This is a genomic window from Paraburkholderia sp. Ac-20336 (genome assembly GCF_017105025.1).
In the GTDB taxonomy this organism is placed as follows: domain Bacteria; phylum Pseudomonadota; class Gammaproteobacteria; order Burkholderiales; family Burkholderiaceae; genus Paraburkholderia.
The window spans coordinates 1-18626 of the sequence record NZ_JAAGPS010000144.1 but is presented as its reverse complement, the minus strand read 5'-3'; the positions used below and the strand labels follow the sequence as shown (position 1 = coordinate 18626).

Sequence of the window (18626 nt, the reverse complement as noted above, 5' to 3'; positions counted from 1 at the left end):
TCGCTCGACAGCGTGATCGCGACGCTCGACAACGACCGTCAGCGTGCCGCGCTGGTCGCCCAGTTGAAGAGTCTGCGCGACGCCTCGCGCAGCGTCGCGCAAACCGCCGGCCCCGCCGCGACCGCGCAGCCGAGTCCGGGTCTGCTCGGCGCGATCGCTTCGGGCATCGCGTCGTTCGAATCCGACGTGCGCCAGGGGCGCACGCCCGCGCGTTACTGGAGCGGACGCATCAACGCGGCGGCCAACGAGCTCTACACGATCGTCTCGGGCCAGGGGCGCGAGAGCCTCGGCCATATCCTGCTGTCGATGCTCGGGATGCTGGCCGGCTGGGGCGCGTGCGCCGGGCTGCTGATCTATCTGCAACACCGGTTCCGGCGGCGCTTTCGCATCGACGTTCGACTACGGCCGAATCCGACCACCCGCGAATTGCTGATCTTCGCGCTGCGCCGCGTCGGTCCGTGGATCATCGCGTTCCTCGCGGCGCTCCTGTTCGTACGCGCGATGCCCGATGCGCTCGGCCGCACGCTCGGCATGGTGGTCGCCTATGCGATCGTCACGGGCGCGGTGTTTTCGGCGATCTGTCTGATCATGTTTTCGCTGTTCGGCTCGGGGCACCGGCGCGTCGCGGTGCGCCTGCTGATCGAGCAGGCGCGGCACGTACTGTTCGCGATCGGTATTTGCGGCGCGCTCGGCGACGCGGCCGTCAATTACGACGTCGCCCATCAGCTCGGCACGAACCTCGCCGCGCTGATTTCCACCGCCGCCAACATGACGGCCGCCGTGCTGACCGGCTATTTCGCGCTCGCGTTCCGGCGGCCCGTCGCGCATCTGATCCGCAACCGGCCCTATGAGCAGCGCAACGATCACAAGGCCGCGACCGACGCCTTCGAGGTGCTCGCTGCGCTCTGGCACGTGCCGGTGCTCGTGCTCGCGAGCGCGTCGATCGTCGCCACGCTCGGCGGCACGGGTTCCAGCGAGAACGTGCTGCAGATTTCGATCGTCACGGCGCTCCTGCTCGTGCTGGCGTTTTTCCTCTCGGCGATCGTGCTGCGCATGACGCGTCCGCGCAGTGCGCGCGCGCGGCGCCGCTCGCCGTATCTGACGCGGCTGCTGCGCTTTGCCGGCACGCTCGCGACGCTGTTCGTCTGGTTGTTCTGCTTCGAATCCGCGGCGCGTCTGTGGGGCGTGTCGCTGGCCGCGGTGATCGAGCGCAGCGTCGCGGCGCGCGGCATCGCGCATGCGGCGACGGCGATCGTCGCGACCGTGTTCATCGCATGGCTGCTGTGGATTCTCGTCGATACGGCGATCACCGAGGCGCTCAATCCCGGCAGTCTGCGCAACAAGGCGCGCAGCCCGAGCATGCGCGCGCGCACGATGCTGCCGCTCGTGCGCAACGTGCTGCTCGTCACGATCGCGACGATCGCGGGCATCGTGACGGCCGCCAATCTCGGCATCAACGTGACGCCGCTGCTCGCGGGCGCCGGCGTGATCGGCCTCGCGATCGGCTTCGGCGCGCAGTCGCTCGTGACCGACCTGATTACGGGGCTGTTCATCATCATCGAGGACACGGTGTCGGTCGGCGACTGGATCGACGTCGACGGCGGCCACGCGGGCACCGTCGAGCATCTGTCGATCCGCACCGTGCGGCTGCGCGACGGGCAGGGCGCGATCCACGCGATTCCGTTCTCGCAGATCAAGATCGTGAAGAACCTGTCGCGCGATTTCGCGTACGCGGTGTTCGAGGTGCGCATGTCGTTCTCGACCGACGTCGACGAGATCATGCAACTGATTCGCGAGGTCGGTGCCGATCTGATGGCCGACTTCCGCTACCGGCGCGAGATGCTCGGGCCGATCGAGGTGTGGGGGCTCGACCGCTTCGATCCGAACTGGATGGTCGTCAAAGGGCAGATCAAGACGCGGCCGCTGCAGCAATGGAGCGTTGCGCGCGCGTTCAATCTGCGGCTCAAGCGCCGGATGGATCAGGCGGGAATCGAGATTCCGGTAGCGCAGATGCGCGTGTATACGTCGTCGAAGGATAGCGAGGGCGAGCCTTTGCGCGACGACGAGATGACGGGCTTTGTCGCGCGCGAAGGGGCGGATGGGGCCGATGAGGCCGATGAGCGCGCGCATGCGCCGCTCGCGCCGGCCCGCGACGTATCGCACGAACCGCGACCCGCGCCGCCGCCGACCGGACAGACTGCGCCGATTCCGCCGCAGATTCCCACGGCCGGCGATACGGGCGGGAATCGTTGAGGGTACGAGCTTTCGGCGGATGTGAGGGAGGGCGTGTGTCTTATGCGGGCAGGCATGCTTGCCTGCCCGCCCGTGGCGTGAACCTGCTATGAGGCTATGAGGCGCGCGTAGCAAAGACTTTTCTCGTGATAGCCTGCTGCCTTGCTGGTTTGCCCGCTGGGCCGGCGGCTAGACCAGTGCCGCCGCATCGGCGACGCGCACGACGTCGTTCACGTGCGTGCCGAGCTGCGTGCCGGCCACGCCATAAACATGCAGCGATATAGCGGGTGCCTCGCTGCGATTGCCGAGCTGATGAATCGCACCGCGTCCGCTGCGCACGAACGACACCGCGCCGCTTGGGCGTGCCTGCATGCGCGTCGCGCTGGCGCAGTGCCGCGCGCCATCCCATTCGAAAATCGTTTCGCTGAGCGTGCCGTCGAGCACCGCGTAACCGCACCACGTGTGATGCGCATGGACGGGACTTGCCTGGCCCGGCTGCCAGACCAGCGCGGCAATCGCATAGCGTTCGCGCGGATCGGCGGCGAGCAGATGACGCCGGTAGCTCTCGGGCGAGCCCTCGCGTTGCGCCGCCGTGAGCAAGGCCGGATCGGCGGCCGCCTCGGCGAGCGCGAGGCGCATGTTGCGCGCGAAGAAGCTCGAATGCGACGGCTCGCGGAAAGTCGCGCAGGCCTCGAACATGGCGTCGAGCGTATCGCGGAGCCGTTCGAGCGGCGTGCGCTGCCGCGGGTTCGACGCGGCGGCGGATTGCCCGGCGGCGTAGGGCCGGGCCGATGCCGGCAGTGGCGCCGGGGGCTCGGAAAGGCGCTCGAAAGCGCGGGCGCGGAGGTCGTCGCTCATGGTCGTGATGCAGCGCATGCACTGCTTGTCGGCTATTTTCGGTATCGATATTTATACCGGTTTGACCGGAGAAAGAGTTTCCATATAATTCCTCCGAGGCTCTTAAAAGTAGAATAATTTCCTATCGGGAGTGCCGTATGGGTATGGATATCATCGACCGGAAACTGCTCGAATTGCTGCAGGAAGACGCAACCATGCCGATCGCGGAACTCGCGCAGCGCGTGAATCTGTCGCAGACGCCGTGCTGGAAGCGGCTGCAGCGCCTGAAGGACGCGGGCGTGATCCGCGCGCAGGTGGCGCTGTGCGACGCGCGCAAACTCGGCGTCGGCACCACGGTGTTCGTCGCGGTGCGCACGAATCAGCATACCGAGGCATGGGCCACCGCGTTCACGCAGGCGGTGCGGGACATTCCCGAGGTGGTCGAGGTTTATCGGATGAGCGGCGAGACCGATTATCTGCTGCGCGTGGTGGTGTCCGATATCGACGACTACGACCGGATCTACAAGCAACTGATTACGTCCGTGCCGCTGTACGACGTGAGTTCGAGCTTCGCGATGGAGCAGATCAAGTATTCGACGGCGCTGCCCGTGCGGCCTCATATAACGGTGTCCAATAGCTAGTAAGAGTCCGCGATCCATAAAAAGCCCCGTTGCCGGGGCTTTCATTTACTGCTTCGTGCGATAGTGCCGCCATAGCCTCATGATCGCCATATACACCACAACAGCGACGATCAATTCAATCGCCACCATGACCGGAATATAGACATCATCGGGGTCATGCAGGCCAAACCCGTTAGCGATGCTCAACCATCTCAGTGCCTGGCTCTCAGGCATCGGCCAGGGGTAGGTGTGGACATAGCGGACGGACAGAAGGAATAGCCCAATAAACAGAGCGATTTTGAAAAGCCTACGGACAAGTATTGCCATACGTGACGACCTCGATGCTTCCATATGCATGAAGCCCTGAATTGCGCACGGGGACCGCGGCGGTACGCAGAAGGGCCTGGCGGATTATTTTGAAATCGACATGGCTCGGCAGGGTAATGCAGCCGAGTGAAAGACCGCGCCCGCCTGACGGATGCAGGCGGAACTGTCCGCGCTTGACACCATTGATCCAGGTTATATCGTCAATGCTGCCATCATCGCGATACAGCGCGAACCATTCGTCATGGTGAGAGGAGCTGCCGAGGAACGTGTTCCAGGCGTCTTTTGCGCCTGCAATAGTCCTGGAGCGGATGCCGCCTGTAGGACGATCCACGATCCAGTATTTACCGGCAGGAATCGGGCCGTTATCGGGAATAGCTGTGCATCCACCCTTGTTACGGTATGCGCCGTTTCCCGAATACGCTTTAAATGTGCCAATGCCCAAAATGGTAAGTGGTGATAGAGGCTCGTTATTGACCAAAAACTTTCCCGTATAGGCCATTTTTATGCCCCCTTATTCGTGATCATTTTGAGAGTCTGTGTATTTGATATTGCCGTCAAGGTAATGCCACGTGATACGACCATACAAAGAAGATTTCCTGATATTGAGAGAAGCGTTTCAACAAAGACGCGCCTTGTTTGAGTGGCGCCTTCGCTACACTGCATCAATGGCGGAGAATCGGGAAGTGACCCAGAGCAAAGAAAAATGCAAATTGACGAGAATTAACGTCATCGCAAAAAAAGCCCGCCAGTCATGTCGGCTGCAAGCCGTGTGCAAGCTCAGTGGGCGTAGAATGCCGCCTTTCCTCACACCATCCGCGATTGCTTCGCGAACCGAGCCCGCTTCATGAACAAACCGCCGCGCAAGAAGAATCCGACCTTTGGCGTTGCCGTCTTTATCGTGGTGGCGATCCTGCTCGTGATTGCCACGCTGTTCTACAACGCGATCCACGAGAAGCACGAGTTCGACGAGAGCCAGAATGCGCAGGGGGCGTCGGCCTCGTCGCCAGCGGCCGCGTCAACCGATGCAACGAAGCCCGCGAGCGGCGCTGCGCAGTAACGTCGTGCAGTAACGCCGCACGGTAACGCCGCACGGTAACGCCGCGGCGCGTACACCTTCATTCGTCCGGCAGGCGGATCACGCTCGCATCCTTGCGAATCTGCGCCGACGCCGCGAGCATCTGCTTGCATTGATGCGCGAGCAGTTTCATGTCGTGCACGGCATCGGCCGTGTAGTCCGGCGATTTTTCCGTTTCGACGACCATCGCATCGAGTTCGCGGTTCATCAGCTTGATCTGCTCGCTCTGCTCGGCGGGCAGGGCAGTGCCCGCCTCGGCTTCGGTGAGGTTGTCGCGCACGAGCGAAAGGGCGCGCTGCAGAGGCTGTAGCGAGATGTCCTCGACCTGCTGCTGTTGTTGCGCGGACGTGCGCAGTAGCGGCGCGGCGGCCGTGATCTGCGAGGCGAGCACGTGGCTGCGCACGAGCAGGCCGTTCAGTTCCGGCACGAACTTCTGCGCGGACTTCGGTTCGAGCATCATGCGCTGGAATGCCTGGCCGAGATTCGCGAACGCGACGTGCACGTTCTTGCGCGCGAGCCGGTAACGGTAATCGCGATCGAGCGCGGTAGCGGCCGCAGCCGCCGCGGCCGATGCGCCATGGGCGGGCCGCGTGCCCGGGTTGCCGGCCGTGGGGGTGCCCGTGGAGGCATCGGCTGTTTTCGCTTCCGCTTGCGCGACGGGCGGTGCCGCTGTAGCGGCTCCCATGCCGACCCCGGCCTCACCCCCGACCCCCGCGCCCGCGAGCACCGGGCCGGCGAAGCCGATCCCCGGATCGGCCATGGCCATCGCCGGCGCGCGCGCGCCGGCTTCGGTCACCGTGGCGACGACCGCGGCAGCGGGCTTGCCGCTCCACCACCAGCTTGCTTCGAGATACTGCCGCGTCGCGCCGATCATCGTGTTGACGAGCTTGCCCATGAGCCGGTATTCCCAGTACGGGAACAGATGGCTCGCGGCGATCGCGATCGCGCAGCCGACCACGGTGTCGATCGCGCGCTCGCCGATGATGCGCATGCTGCCGGGCGCGAGCAGATGGAACATCAGCAGCACGTACGACGACGTGAACACCACGCTTGCCGTGTAATTGAACAGCAGCAGGCTGTAGCTCATCACCATCGACGCGAACATCACGACCATCAGGATGTGCGGCTCCTTTACGAAGACGATCAGCGCGATGCTCGCCGCGCAGCCGATCAGCGTGCCGATGATCCGCTGCCCGTTGCGCTGCTTGGTCAGCGAATAGCCGGGCTTCAGGATGATGACCGAGGTCATCACGATCCAGTAGGCGTTCGTGAGCGGCAGCAGGCGGCCGAGCCAGAAGCCGACGGCGACCGCGATCGTCACGCGCAACGCGTGGCGAAAGCTCGGCGAGGCCATCGTCAGATTCGAGAAGATCTGCCCGAACGGCACGCGGCGGCTCGATACGAAGCGGCTCAGCGCCTGGTCGATATGCAGTTCGGTTTCGGTCGGGCTCGGTTCGGTCGACAGGCTCTTGCGCATCTTGTCGATGAGCCGCGTGGCGCTCCAGATGCGCCGGAAATTCGACGACACCGCCGAATAGGCCTCGGGGTCCCGCGCCGGCAGCCCCTGCTTGCGCATCAGTTCGATTTCATACTCGATCGCGCGCAGTTCCGCCTTGACGTTCACGCGCTGGCGCGGCGCCTGGTTTTGCAGCACCGCGAGGCCGATGTCCTCGAGGTCTTCGGCTGCCTTGCGGATCAGGTCGCGGTAGAACACGAGCAGATCGGAGCCGCCGAACGTGCTGCGCACGAGCGTGTAATCGATTTGCGCGCCGACGAACAATTCGTGCAGATCGACGGTATTGATGAACAGGTTGTAGAGCATCGCGCGGCGCGGTTCGAGCTTGCCGCGCCGGAACCCGGGCAGGTTGCGCAGCACGATGTCGCGCGCGGCGTCCTGGCGCTCGACCGCGGCGATCTGCATGGCGACGAGCTTGCGGTAGCACTCGTCGAGATCGTTGTCGAGATCGTAGAAGGCGGCGCGCGCGAGCAGGTAGTCGGAACATGCGAACACGCTTTCGGCGAGCGCCTGCTGCTCGATCCGATTCAGCATCCAGCGGCTCACGAAGGTCGACCAGTACGTGTACCAGAGGCCGCCGAGCAGAATCCACGAAGCGTTGACGAGCGCCTGCTGCGGCGTGAAGTGATCCTCGAGCGTCATGATCATCATGAACAGCGTCGCGAAGCTGATCTGCGGCCAGCGGTTGCCATACACGACGATCAGCGACAGCACGAACGTGAGCGGCACGACGGTGCACCACAACGCGACCGGATTGACGGTGGCGAGGCCGGTGGCGAGCGCGGACAGAAAGCCGATCACCGTGCAGGCCAGCATCTCGTTGTGCTTGTACTTGAGCGGGCCCGGCATGTCGACGACGCAGGCGCCGAGCGCGCCGGTCGCGATGGTGAAGCCGAGCTCGCGATCGTGAAACACGATCAGGCACAGGATGGCCGGTAACGACACGCCAACCGCGATGCGCAGGCCGCCATAAAAGTACTGGCTATAAAGGAATTTTCTTATTTCGACCGAATAGAAAAATGGGTTATTTCTTGAGTCGAGTTGAGCGGTTCTGGACACCTGCAAATCCTTGTCAGCAAAGGGATTTGGTATAACAATCCGGTCTAAATCAGTTCAATCTAACGCAAAGCATTGCGCCCAATGTTGGGGGTAAAACTGGGGGGTGGATTGAGGGCTCGGAGCGTACCGCAATGCGAACCATCAACCGTCTGACCGCCGCCACCATCAAGCGACTAATCAGCAACTCGCCTAAGAAAGCACGATATTACCTGGACGGCGACGGACTGAACATCCAGATTACGCCGACCGGCGTGGCAAGTTGGGTTTTGAAGTATCAACTACACAATCGGAGCCGTGAACTTGGGCTTGGCCGCTGGCTTCGGGCACCGTGGCAAGCCTCCGGTGCCCGCATCGGGACTTTGCCCGCCCTGCGCGGGCTTTTTTTCGGTCTGTTGCGCACACACGATTGTCGAACCGGGCCGCTCGCTATCCGAAGCGAAGACGGCGGCGCGAGCCGTTCGCCGTTGCGACGAACTGTTGAAGAACGTGCCGCCAGGCGTCGGCGGTCGCCAGAAAACGACTGACGCCGCCGACAGTAGTTTTTCGCGGAAGAAGGCGGCGCGCGGCCATCGTTGTATACGTTGATTTGCATGTTCTCCATCAGGGGTTAGCCCTTCAGCGGGCAAATTCGGAGTTATCTGATAGCGCGCGAGCGGCCCGCGCTCCTACGGTGAAGGTTTCACCCACGGGAGGAACCCATGAGGCACGCAATGACCTTCACCGAACGCAGGCAAATCTGCACCGCGTGGAACAATGCCGTCAACGCGCTGGCCGCGTTGCACGTGCTGGTGAAGCACGACGAAGTGAGGGAGTTTGTTGAGCAGGCTTGCGAAGGCCTGCTTGATCGGCGCGGGGTGGTGCTCACCGGCACAGGGAACCCGCTGCATAGCGGAGTCCCTGACTGATGCCAGGTGTCTGAAAATGGAGCAAATGAAACAGGAAAACGGTTGGGCGGATTGGTTGGACCAGAAAGAGTGCCAGAGTTGTCGCATTACCTATTCGATCTATTCCAACTTCCCGCCGATGCCATCATCGGCACGGGCTTATAACGTCGAGACCGGCGAGTTCTTTCCGTTTGACCGGATGCGCTCGCTACCAACCGGTTTCGCTATGCTGGAAGCACAGGGGCTCGCATGGACGTGCAATTGTCGCGGACGCTCACGAACCCCGCCGCAGAACCTCGGCAATGCACAGCCGTTCAGCTACCAACCGGGTGCGATCAGCGACGATGTGCATGACATCGCGGCGCGCGGAGTCAGCGCAGCCGAGGAAGAGGAGTGCGATGCGATGTACGAAGCACGGATGACCTATTGCAGTGCGCTCAGCAAAATGTATGGTGGTGACATGCGCACTTATCTGGCGTGTAAGGATCAAGCCTTCCAGGACTATCAAGCGTGCAGGGGATATCGATGACTGAATATTTTGTGTCTTACTACGACCCGGAATCCGGCACTATCAAGACAGGATTTGTCGACTCGCGGCTATTCAAAAACGCACGAATAAACATGACAATGTCCCACGAGGTAGGCAAAGACCATCCGATTGATGATGAATTTGCCCGTCGCTTGGGCGGTGCGGCGCTTCTCTGGTTTGCGACGCAATACCCGGAGCTTCGTGATTTTCTCGAAGTCACAGATGGAAAGGGTAACAAGGTATCGATTTAATATTTCATTGAGGGATACAAGAATATCGATAGAGCGAGTTAAAGGCCGCTGGTGTAGGTGGCACCACCCGAGCCCGAAAAGTGCGCGGTCAACACCTGCCGCCGACCGCTCTTGCCCGGTGCGGGAATCGCAAAATGCACTCACGTCTCCTCCTGAATAACCTGATCGAAGTCGATGTCGCTCGACTCCACCTCGCGGCAAATCTGGAGCGGCGTGCCGAACCCCGGGCAGATGAAATCAGCAGCAAGGCCCGAGCGGTGCACGCTGTTCGACACACCATCCACGGTGCGATTCACCGCGTCGGATCGAAAGCCCGACGAAATCAGGATCGGTTTATTGCCGAGCACCGTGCGCACGTCTTCAAGTGCAGCGGTGAGTGCGTGCAGGTTCTTCAGTTCGGTCGCGTCCGGTACGTTGCGCAGCCCGAGCCGCGCCGCACTGCCAGAAGACCGCACTTGAGAAATTCCAGTCGGTCGGTACTCGCTGCATCCACAATGTGCCCGTCATCGAGTCGCGTGCTGTGCGCTGGTCGGAGAACGAGGTGGACGCGTGGATTTACGTATCAGCCGGACGCGATGAGCGCCGATACCGAAGAACTTGCCGCGAGCACGAACGATCCGGACTACGCAGCGAAGATGCTTGGGTATGACCGCAAGACGTTCGGAAAAATCTTGCACATTTTCAAGCCAGACAATGGTTTGGGTCCAGCCGATAACGTCATCTGGCATGACAACGGTGACGTGTATTTTAAGGGTAGCTACATCGGAAATTTTCATGGCTGGGCGGACTGAGATAACTCCAATGAAAGACCACCAACTTGCGCACGCGACCTTTTACATTTCTGGAGACTCATTGGAGCCAGCTTTCTGGTCGGCGTACTTTAACGTCAAGCCAGATTTGGCGATTACCAGGGGCCAGCCGTTCATTACACCGTCGGGACGGCCGAGCCGCATTCCCGGACGCGTTGGTCTTTGGAGGATAGGCAGTGAAGTCGCCGTCCGTAGCAACTCGCTAGAGCCGCATTTGCGCTACCTCGTTGAGCGTCTTGGTCTGCCGCGTGCCGATCTTCGGCAGATACTTGTAGACAATGGCGCTCGAATGCGCTTCTTCTGCTACTGGTACAACGAAAGAGGCGACCGCGTACCTGATGTGCCCGACGATATCCGCACGATGATGGGAGCGATGGGTGGCACGGTCGAGATTGATGAACATCGATAGAGCATCGCTCGAATACACAAGCCGATCCACGCCGCCGCCATGGCCGCTGAAGCGGGCGGGCTTGGGCGAAGCCTATACGTGGTATCGGGTGCTTTGCGCGCAGGTGCATACGAGCGTGTCAAGCCTGATCGTGCGTCACGCGAGCCCGGAGCGGATGACCGAACTTACTGTCGACCGGATGACCCGCCCGTGGTCGGGACGCTGCTGATGATCGCGGTCTATCTGCTGGTGCGCGCCGGGGGCGAACTGCACCGCTTTACCGATCTGACCGAAGCCGAAGTGCAGGCGGTCGGCGAAGAAGCCAGCGGCGTGTGGGAAACCGGTCAGGCGGAAGGGGGGGCGTGACCTGAAATCCGGGCCGCTGTGCCGTTCGTCAAGGTCGGTACGTGTGTCGGGAAGGGCGGGGGCACGAAGCCGTCAGGCGAATTTTAAAGAATCCGTGCGTCGGAATTTTTCAAAGAATTATATTGGGGGTTGGTGGGGGTGTTTTTTGATGAAAACCCCGTATTACAAGGGTTTCAGGCTGATATGTCGATTTCGACCGAATAGCGCATCGACTACCTGAATCCGTTCACCGAGAAAACCGCAGTTGAAGAGACAGCTCGAAAACTGCCGTCGAGTCTAACTGATTTTGCGCGCGTTCTGACCTCGTCCGTTCGGCCAGGTTATGCCTTGGGGAGCGTGTTTGTTATGCTGTCGCTTCAATGCCCGCCGTGGCTTGCGCGCCGCTCATGCGCCGCCTGCGAGCTGCGCCTCACCCGGAATCCATGCTCCAGCTCTTCTACTCGAACCGCTATGAAACGCTGGTCGGCGCGCTGCTCGACGACCTCGCGCAAGCGCCCGCCGACCCGTGGACCGCGCGGCCCGTGATCGTGCCGAGCGCGGCCGTGCGCAGGCGGCTCGAGCTCGATATCGCCGCGCGCCAGGGCATCTGCGCGAATGTTGATTTCTGTTATCTCGCGCAATGGCTGTGGGCGCGGATCGGCGGCGTGATCGAGGTGCCGAGGCAGTCGCCGTTCGCGCCGGACCGGCTCGTGTGGCGCTGCTACCGGCTGCTCGAGAACGGCCATGAGGCGGACGCGTCGCTTCCGTGGAACGCGTCGCCGCGTCTGCGCACCTATCTCGATGCGGCCGACGCGTCGATGCGCTACGAACTCGCGCGTCGCGTCGCGACCGTGCTCGACCACTATCTGACCTATCGCCCCGAATGGCTGCTGCAATGGCAGAAGGGCGGTTCGATATTCGCGGGCGGCATGCCAGGCAACGGCGCCGACGAGACCGGCCCGCGTCTGAGCGGCGCGAGCGACTCGGCGCGCGAGGACGAGCGCTGGCAGGCCGCGCTGTGGCGCGCGCTGCTCGCCGAACTCGCGCAGGCCCACGGTCATGCGCAAACGTCCGCGGCCGCGTTGCCGCCCGCGTATCGTTTCCTCGACGAAATCGGCACGCTCGACCTCGAAGCGATCTCGAACGCGCAATGGCCCGAAGCGGTCAGCGTGTTCGCCTTGCCGACCATGCCGCCGCTGCATATCGCGTTGCTGCGCGCGCTGTCGCGCTGGATCGACGTGCGCCTGTACGTGATGAACCCGTGCCGCGAGTTCTGGTTCGACGTGGTCAGCGAAGGGCGCGTACAGGCGCTCGACGCGGCGGGGCAACTCGACTATCAGGAAGTCGGTCATCCGCTGCTCGCCGAATGGGGGCGTCAGACGCAGGCGCAGCTGCATATGCTGCACGAGCTGACCGAGAGCGCGGCCTCGGCCGAGACCGGCGACTTCACGGAAAATTCAGAGCCGAGCTGGCTCGCGGCCGTGCAGAACGGCATTCTCGATCTGCGCAACGAAGCCGATGCCGACGAGTTGCCGCTCGAACGCGGTATCGAGGTCCATGTTTGCCACAGCCTGTCGCGGCAGCTCGAAGTGCTGCACGACCGCTTGCTCGGCTGGTTCGACGAATTCGACGATCTGCAGCCGTCCGACGTGCTCGTCGCCGTGTCCGATCTCGCGGCGGCCGGCCCGTTGATCGACGCCGTGTTCGGCACCACGCCCGCCGGCGACACGCGCCGCATTCCGTATCGGATCACCGGCTTGCCGCCGTCGCAGGCGAACCCGGTTGCGCGGCTGCTGCTCGACTGGCTCGCGCTGCCCGAGCGCAGTGTCGGCGCGCCGGACCTGATCGAATGGCTGCGCGTGGACGCGGTCGCGGTGCGCTACGGCATCGACGCGAATTCGCTCGAAACCGCGCAGGAATGGCTCGCGGCGGCCGGCGCGCGGCGTGGGCTCGCGCCGCTCGAACCAGCCGGCGAAAACGTGCCGGTCGCGCGCCACACATTTGCCGATGCGCTTACGCGTCTTTACCTCGGCTACGCGATGCCGGCCGGCGGCGAGCCGGTCGACGCGTGGTTGCCGGTGGAAGGCGCGGACGGCTCGGACGCCGAACTGCTCGGCCGCCTGTCGCGTTTCGTCGACGACATCGACAGCTTCGCGGCGCAGTGCGCGATCGAGCGCACGCCGGCCGAATGGTCGCAACAGCTGCTCGAAACGCTCGCGCAGTGCTTCGACGGCGGCGTCGATTTCGCCGATTCGCTCGCGGCCGTGCGCGATGCGCTCGACACGATGAGCGACGCGATGCAGGCCGGCGCGCACGACGTGCCGCTGCCCGCCTCGGTGATCCGCGGCGCGCTCACCGAAGCGCTCGACGATCCCGCGCGCGGCGGCGTGCCGTGGGGCAGCGTGACGTTCTCGTCGCTTACGAGCCTGCGCGGCCTGCCGTTTCGCGTCGTGTGCCTCGTCGGCATGGACGACGGCGTGCTGCCGAGTCTCGCGCGGGCCGACGAGTTCGATCTGATGGCCGCGTTCGGCAAGGCCGGCGACCGTCAGCGTCGCGACGACGAGCGCAATCTGTTCCTCGATCTGCTGCTCGCCGCACGCGAGCGGCTTTTCATCGCCTACACGGGGCGCAGCATTCGCGACAACGCGCCGCTGCCGCCGGCCGCGCTCGTCGACGAACTGCTCGATCATCTCGCGCAGGTGTCGGCGGGCGAGGGCGCGAGTCCCGCGGAGGTCGATGCAGCGCGCCACGCGTTCATCGTCGAGCATCCGTTGCAGGCGTTCGCCTCGAACTATTTCGCGGCTCAACCGGACCTGTTCACCTACGACGCCGATCGCGCCGAGCTTGCCACCTTGCTCGCCGCGCCGCGGCACCCAGCCGCCGCGCCGTTCTTCGATCAGCCGCTGCCGGCCGAGGAGACGCATGAAGTCGGGTTCGACGATTTCGTGCGCTTCTGGCGTCATCCGGCGCGTTCGCTGTTGCGCGACCGCCTCGGCGTCGCGTTGTCGGATGCGCAGGGCGAGTTGCTCGACACCGAGCCGTTCGATCTCGATTACGCGGGGCGCGACGCGCTCGCCGAGCGCCTGCTGCCGGTGCTGCTCGATGCAGGCACGGACGACGACGCGATGTTCAGCCGCGTGCGCCGCGTCGCCGAGGCGAGCCCCGAGTTGCCGGGCGGCGCGACCGGCGCGGTATGGCGCGCGCGCGAATTGAGCGCGTTGCAGCAACTCGCGACAAGCGTGCGCCGCGAAGTGGCCTCGGGCATCGAGCGCTTGCCGTTCGTGCTCGACGTGGCGCCGCGCTGGCCCGTCGGCGCCGATATCGTCGGCGCGCTGTTCGGCCCGCACGATGCGCTGCTGCGCGAGGCCGCCGAAACGCCGCTGCAATTGCGCGGCACCTTGAATCTGCTGACCGGAACGGGGCAAGTGATGTTTCGTTATGCCAAGGCCACCGCGCGCGATTATCTGTCCGCGTGGCTCGCGCATCTGGTTTATTGCGCGGTGCGCCCGGATGGCCCGCGCCGCACCGTATGGCACGGCAGTGGCGAGAGCTTCGAGCTCGCGCCGGTCACAGCGCCGCTCGACGAACTCGCGCCGTTGGCCGCGCTCTTCAAGGCCGGGCGCCGCTTGCCGCTACGCTTTTTCCCGAAGAGCGCGTGGACGAAAATCAGCGAAAGCGATGCGGCGGCGCAGGGCGTGTGGATCAACGACCGCGTGCGCGGCGAGTCCGACGACCCGGCACTGCGCATCGCGTTGCGCGGCACGCCGCTCACGCTCGACGAGCCGTTCGGCAGCCTTGCCGCGATCGTCTTCAAGCCGCTTCTCGCACATCTGCGGAGCGCCTCATGAGCGGCACCTTGCGCGATCACACGCTGGTGGCCGAGGAACTCGACGTCTTTGCCTGTTCGCTCGACGGCGTCAACCAGATCGAGGCATCGGCGGGCACCGGCAAGACGTGGAACATCTGCGCGCTCTACGTGCGGCTGCTGCTCGAAAAGAATCTGAACGCCGATCAGATTCTCGTCGTCACGTTCACGAAGGCGGCAACCGCGGAACTGCACGAACGGATTCGCGGCCGTCTCGCGGAACTGCATCGCGCGATCGACATGGATGACGACGGTGGCGATCCGTTCATCCGGCGGCTCTTCGAAACGACGCTCGCGCCGGAGCGCGGCATCGAGCGCGAGGTCGCCTTGAAGGTCGTGCGCCGTGCGCTGCGCACGTTCGACCAGGCCGCAATTCACACGATTCACGCGTTCTGTCAGCGCGCCTTGCAGGAAGCGCCGTTCGCCGCCGCGATGCCGTTCGCGTTCGAGATGGAAGCCGACGACGCAGCCCTGCGTTTCGAACTCGCCGCCGATTTCTGGCGCGAGCAGGTCGAGCCCGAGGCGCATGCGCATCCCGCGTTTGCCGCATGGCTCGTGGCGAAACGCGCGGGCCCCGCGTCGCTCGACGAGCAGCTTGCACGGCGTCTGAAAAAGCCGCTCGCGCAACTGCGCTGGGGTAAGGTGGATGACGGTGCGAGCGCCGATCCGCAAGCCGGTTTCGATGCCGCCCGCGCGATCTGGCAGGCGGAGCGCGAGGCGATCGTCGCGCTGCTCGCCGAGGCGCAGGAGCGCCTGAGCAAGACCACGCACAAGCCCGATCACGTGAGCGCCGCGATTGCCGCGTGGAACGACTACTTCGCGCAGGACGATTGCCATGCACCGCCGCCACGCGCCGCGTTGAAGCTGACCGTGTCGGCGTTGAAGAAGGCGACCAAGGTCAAGTTCGAGCCGCCCGCGCATCCGTTCTTCGAGCACGCCGAAACGCTGGCCGCTGCCGTTGTCGCGGCCGAGGCCGCGCAACGCGCGCGCTGGCTTGCGCTGGTCCAGACGTGGCTCGACTACGCGCCCGCCGAACTGGTCGCGCGCAAGCGCACGCGCCGCGTCGTCTCGTTCGACGATCTGCTCGCGAACCTGTATCGCGCGCTGGCCGCGCATCCGTGGCTCGCCGATGCGTTGCGCAGCCGTTATCCGGCCGCCTTGATCGACGAGTTCCAGGACACCGATCCGCTGCAATTCGCGATCTTCAGCCGCATTTTCGCGCCGGCCGGGCCGCTGTTCCTGGTCGGCGATCCGAAGCAGGCGATCTACAGTTTCCGCGCGGCCGATCTGCATACGTACCTCGCGGCGCGCGCCTCGGCGTCCGCGTGCTACACGCTCGCGGTCAACCAGCGCTCGACTGCGCCGATCGTCGAGGCGTGCAACCGGATCTTCGAAGCGAACCCGCAGGCGTTCGTGCTTGACGGGCTCGACTATCAGCCGGTGCGCGCGGGCGCGCGGCGGCGCGCGCCGTTTGCCGATACCGCTGCTGCTGCCGGCCCTGCTGCAAGCGGCGGCGATTTCCGCATCTGGACCTTGCCGCAAGGCGAGGCCGCATTGAGCAAACGCGATGCGCAACGCGCCGCAAGCGAAGCGTGCGCGGCCGAGATCGTGCGATTGCTGCGCGGCGCGCGCGAAGGCACGGTGACGATCGGCGACAGGCCGCTTGCGCCGGGCGACGTCGCCGTGCTCGTGCAAACGCACAAGCAGGGCAGCCTCGTCAAACGCGTGCTCGCGGCATGGGGCGTCGGCAGCGTGGAGCTGGCGCAGGCGTCGGTGTTCGCGACGCTCGATGCCGAGCAGATCGAGCGCGTGCTTGCCGCGATCGACACGCCCGGCGATCTGCGCCGGCTGCGCGCCGCGCTCGCGACCGACTGGCTCGGGCTCGATGCCGCCGCGCTATGGCGGCTCGCGCAGGTGGCCGACACGCCCGCCGCCGTCGACGCAGCCGCGCAAGCATTCGATGCGGCCGACGCGATGGGCTGGGTCGAGCGCTTTTCGCGTTACCGCGTGTTGTGGCACGAACGCGGTTTCGCGGTGATGTGGCGCACGCTGATGCGCGAGTTGCGCGTCGCGCAACGGCTCGTCGCCGGTCCTGATGGCGAGCGCCGTCTGACCAACGTGAACCATCTCGCCGAACTCGTGCAGGCGCGCGCGGCCACGCAGCCCGGCATCGCGCCAACCTTGCGCTGGCTCGCCGCGCAGCGCGAGCAGGGCGGCGGCGAAGAGGCGCAGTTGCGGCTCGAATCGGATCGCAATCTCGTGCAGATCGTCACGGTCCACAAGTCGAAGGGGCTCGAATACGCGGTCGTGTTCTGTCCGTTTCTCAATGACGGCGGCTTGCGCGAGCCGCCTTCGTCCGGCTTGCCCGATGCGCGCGAATATCACGACGACAGCGGCGACGCGGTGCTGCACTACGGTTGCGACGACGACGAGGCCGAGCGCGCCTCGCGTTACGCCGTGCGCGAGCAGGCGGCCGAGCGTGCGCGGCTCGTTTATGTGGCGCTCACGCGCGCGGTGTATCGCTGCTATCTGGTTGCGGGCACCTACCTGTCGTCGCGCTCGACAAAGGAGTCGCGCCGCAGCGTGCTGAACTGGCTCGTCGGCGGTGCAGGCCATGCGTTCGACGCCTGGCTTGCCGAGCCGCCCGACGAAGCCGCGCTCGCGGCAAGCTGGCAGGCGCTCGCGGGCGGACCTGTCGCGCTGCAGGCCTTGCCTGAAGTGGCGCGTCGTACGCCGCTCGAAAGTCTGCAGGATCATGACGCGCAATGGCTCGCGCGAGCCTATCGCCGGCCGCTGCGCGATCAGTGGCGCATGGCGAGTTTCAGCGGTTTGATCGCGGCGGGCGGCAAGGCTGCGGACCTGCATGCGCTGCCGGAAGACGTGCGTCCCGATCACGATGAAATTGCCGACGCGCTCGAATTCGCGCCGTTGCTCGCGCCGGCTGCTGCTCCGCCAACACCTGCCTATGCCGCCGACGACATTCTCGCGTTTCCGCGTGGCGCGGCGGCCGGCGACTGCCTGCATCGCATGTTCGAACTCGCCGATTTCACCGACGCGAGCACGTGGCCCGAGGCGATTCGCGGTGCGCTGCGCGAGCGCCCGGCGCCGGCCGTGCCCGAACTCGCCGCGCGTTTGCCCGCGATGATGCACCGGCTGATCGGCGACGTCGTCACGACCGAACTCGTGCCGGGCATGGCGCTCGCGAAGCTGAATCCGCACCGGCGTCTGAATGAACTCGAGTTTCTGTTCGCTGCGCCGTCGCTCGATTTTCCGGGGCTGCGCGAACTGCTGATCGAGTACGGTTATCCCGATGTCGCGCTGGAGTCCGGCGTGTTGCGTGGGTTCGTCAAAGGATTTATCGACATGATCGTCGAGCACGACGGCCGCTTCTGGATCGTCGACTGGAAATCGAATCACCTCGGCGATACCGCCGCCGACTACGCGGCCGCGCCGCTCGACGCGGCGATGGCGAGCCACGCGTATCACCTGCAGGCGCTGCTCTATACGGTCGCGCTGCATCGCTATCTGAAAACGCGGGTGCGCGACTACGCGTACGACACGCATATCGGCGGTTATCTGTACCTGTTCGTGCGCGGCGTGCGACCCGAGTGGCGCGATGCCGGTGGGCCGGCCGGCGTGCATCGGCGGCGCGCGCCGTTCGAACTGGTGGCGCTGCTCGACGCGGCGATGATCGGAGGTAGCGCATGAGCACGCCCGGCACGCCTGGCACACTCGAAGAACGCGCGGCCGCGCCGCTCGGGCTCGAGGACATCGGCGTCAATCTGCCTGCGCCGGCCGATTTCAGCATTGCGCTCGCCGAGGGTTTCGCGCGCCGTATCGGCATGCTCGCGCGGCGCGGCGGCGCATCGGGCGAGGCGCTCAGGTGGGC

At 64.6% G+C, this 18626-nt stretch carries 19 protein-coding genes; 14 read left to right on the top strand and 5 right to left on the bottom strand.

Going from position 1 to position 18626, the window contains the following annotated elements; all coding sequences use genetic code 11:
* The coding region (locus tag GXB81_RS26785) for a mechanosensitive ion channel domain-containing protein (protein ID WP_205990780.1) at positions 1 to 2253 on the top strand (2253 nt) is incomplete at its 5' end.
* Positions 2254 to 2421: 168 nt separating this feature from the next.
* Here the strand turns inward: GXB81_RS26785 and GXB81_RS26780 are convergent.
* A complete protein-coding gene (locus tag GXB81_RS26780) occupies positions 2422 to 2931 on the bottom strand; it encodes a cysteine dioxygenase family protein (RefSeq protein ID WP_241016533.1) in 510 nt (169 codons plus the stop codon).
* 296 nt (positions 2932 to 3227) lie between these two features.
* On the opposite strand from GXB81_RS26780, the gene GXB81_RS26775 reads away from it, so the two are divergent.
* Positions 3228 to 3710, top strand: coding sequence for an Lrp/AsnC family transcriptional regulator (locus GXB81_RS26775; protein WP_167284642.1), 483 nt, complete (start codon positions 3228 to 3230; stop codon positions 3708 to 3710).
* A gap of 45 nt (positions 3711 to 3755) precedes the next feature.
* On the opposite strand, the gene GXB81_RS26770 is transcribed toward GXB81_RS26775, so the two are convergent.
* Together GXB81_RS26770 and GXB81_RS26765 are read right to left on the bottom strand one after the other, a co-directional pair.
* Positions 3756 to 4016 carry a hypothetical protein gene (locus GXB81_RS26770; RefSeq protein WP_167284643.1) on the bottom strand — a complete coding sequence of 87 codons (261 nt, stop codon included), beginning with the start codon at positions 4014 to 4016 and terminating at the stop codon, positions 3756 to 3758.
* On the bottom strand, positions 3997 to 4515 hold the full coding sequence (locus GXB81_RS26765; RefSeq protein ID WP_205990778.1) for a DUF2778 domain-containing protein: 519 nt from the start codon (positions 4513 to 4515) through the stop codon (positions 3997 to 3999). Before GXB81_RS26765 ends, GXB81_RS26770 begins: the two co-directional genes overlap by 20 nt.
* Before the next feature lie 345 nt (positions 4516 to 4860).
* Between GXB81_RS26765 and GXB81_RS26760 the strand changes: the two genes are divergently transcribed.
* The gene (locus tag GXB81_RS26760; RefSeq protein WP_167040239.1) at positions 4861 to 5073 is read left to right on the top strand and encodes a hypothetical protein; all 213 of its coding nucleotides are present in this window, start codon (positions 4861 to 4863) and stop codon (positions 5071 to 5073) included.
* Positions 5074 to 5131: 58 nt separating this feature from the next.
* Here the strand turns inward: GXB81_RS26760 and GXB81_RS26755 are convergent, their stop codons facing one another.
* Complete coding sequence (locus tag GXB81_RS26755) at positions 5132 to 7666, bottom strand: FUSC family membrane protein (protein WP_205990777.1); 2535 nt, start codon at positions 7664 to 7666, stop codon at positions 5132 to 5134.
* Between the two features lie 131 nt (positions 7667 to 7797).
* Here GXB81_RS26755 and GXB81_RS26750 point away from each other — a divergent pair, with 131 nt between their 5' ends.
* From GXB81_RS26750 to GXB81_RS26735, 4 genes are all read left to right on the top strand, one after another.
* On the top strand, positions 7798 to 8190 hold the full coding sequence (locus GXB81_RS26750; protein WP_167040235.1) for an Arm DNA-binding domain-containing protein: 393 nt from the start codon (positions 7798 to 7800) through the stop codon (positions 8188 to 8190).
* A gap of 186 nt (positions 8191 to 8376) precedes the next feature.
* Positions 8377 to 8571, top strand: coding sequence for a hypothetical protein (locus GXB81_RS26745; RefSeq protein ID WP_167284647.1), 195 nt, complete (start codon positions 8377 to 8379; stop codon positions 8569 to 8571).
* Positions 8572 to 8587: 16 nt separating this feature from the next.
* Positions 8588 to 9079, top strand: coding sequence for a hypothetical protein (locus GXB81_RS31640; protein WP_240162878.1), 492 nt, complete (start codon positions 8588 to 8590; stop codon positions 9077 to 9079).
* Complete coding sequence (locus GXB81_RS26735; protein ID WP_167040231.1) at positions 9076 to 9330, top strand: hypothetical protein; 255 nt, start codon at positions 9076 to 9078, stop codon at positions 9328 to 9330. Before GXB81_RS31640 ends, GXB81_RS26735 begins: the two co-directional genes overlap by 4 nt.
* Before the next feature lie 140 nt (positions 9331 to 9470).
* Here the strand turns inward: GXB81_RS26735 and GXB81_RS26730 are convergent, their stop codons facing one another.
* The gene (locus GXB81_RS26730; RefSeq protein WP_205990776.1) at positions 9471 to 9785 is read right to left on the bottom strand and encodes a D-Ala-D-Ala carboxypeptidase family metallohydrolase; all 315 of its coding nucleotides are present in this window, start codon (positions 9783 to 9785) and stop codon (positions 9471 to 9473) included.
* Between the two features lie 120 nt (positions 9786 to 9905).
* On the opposite strand from GXB81_RS26730, the gene GXB81_RS26725 reads away from it, so the two are divergent.
* The 7 genes from GXB81_RS26725 to GXB81_RS26695 form a co-directional block, all read left to right on the top strand.
* Positions 9906 to 10121: a hypothetical protein gene (locus tag GXB81_RS26725; RefSeq protein ID WP_167040229.1), complete on the top strand. Its 216-nt coding sequence runs from the start codon at positions 9906 to 9908 to the stop codon at positions 10119 to 10121.
* Positions 10024 to 10548 (top strand): DUF4279 domain-containing protein, encoded by a 525-nt coding sequence (locus GXB81_RS26720; RefSeq protein ID WP_345891017.1) that lies wholly within the window; start codon positions 10024 to 10026, stop codon positions 10546 to 10548. Before GXB81_RS26725 ends, GXB81_RS26720 begins: the two co-directional genes overlap by 98 nt.
* Positions 10535 to 10756 (top strand): hypothetical protein, encoded by a 222-nt coding sequence (locus GXB81_RS26715; RefSeq protein WP_167040225.1) that lies wholly within the window; start codon positions 10535 to 10537, stop codon positions 10754 to 10756. The genes GXB81_RS26720 and GXB81_RS26715 overlap by 14 nt, the downstream gene beginning before the upstream one ends.
* Entirely contained in the window at positions 10738 to 10893 is a 156-nt protein-coding gene (locus tag GXB81_RS26710) for a hypothetical protein (protein WP_205990775.1), read from the top strand. Before GXB81_RS26715 ends, GXB81_RS26710 begins: the two co-directional genes overlap by 19 nt.
* Before the next feature lie 422 nt (positions 10894 to 11315).
* Positions 11316 to 14720: an exodeoxyribonuclease V subunit gamma gene (gene recC / locus GXB81_RS26705; protein WP_205990774.1), complete on the top strand. Its 3405-nt coding sequence runs from the start codon at positions 11316 to 11318 to the stop codon at positions 14718 to 14720.
* Positions 14717 to 18445, top strand: a complete 3729-nt coding sequence (gene recB / locus GXB81_RS26700; protein ID WP_205990773.1) for an exodeoxyribonuclease V subunit beta — start codon at positions 14717 to 14719, stop codon at positions 18443 to 18445. The genes recC and recB overlap by 4 nt, the downstream gene beginning before the upstream one ends.
* Positions 18442 to 18626, top strand: a 185-nt coding sequence (locus GXB81_RS26695) for a hypothetical protein (protein WP_205990772.1), incomplete at its 3' end; no start/stop codon positions are given. The genes recB and GXB81_RS26695, both read left to right, overlap by 4 nt.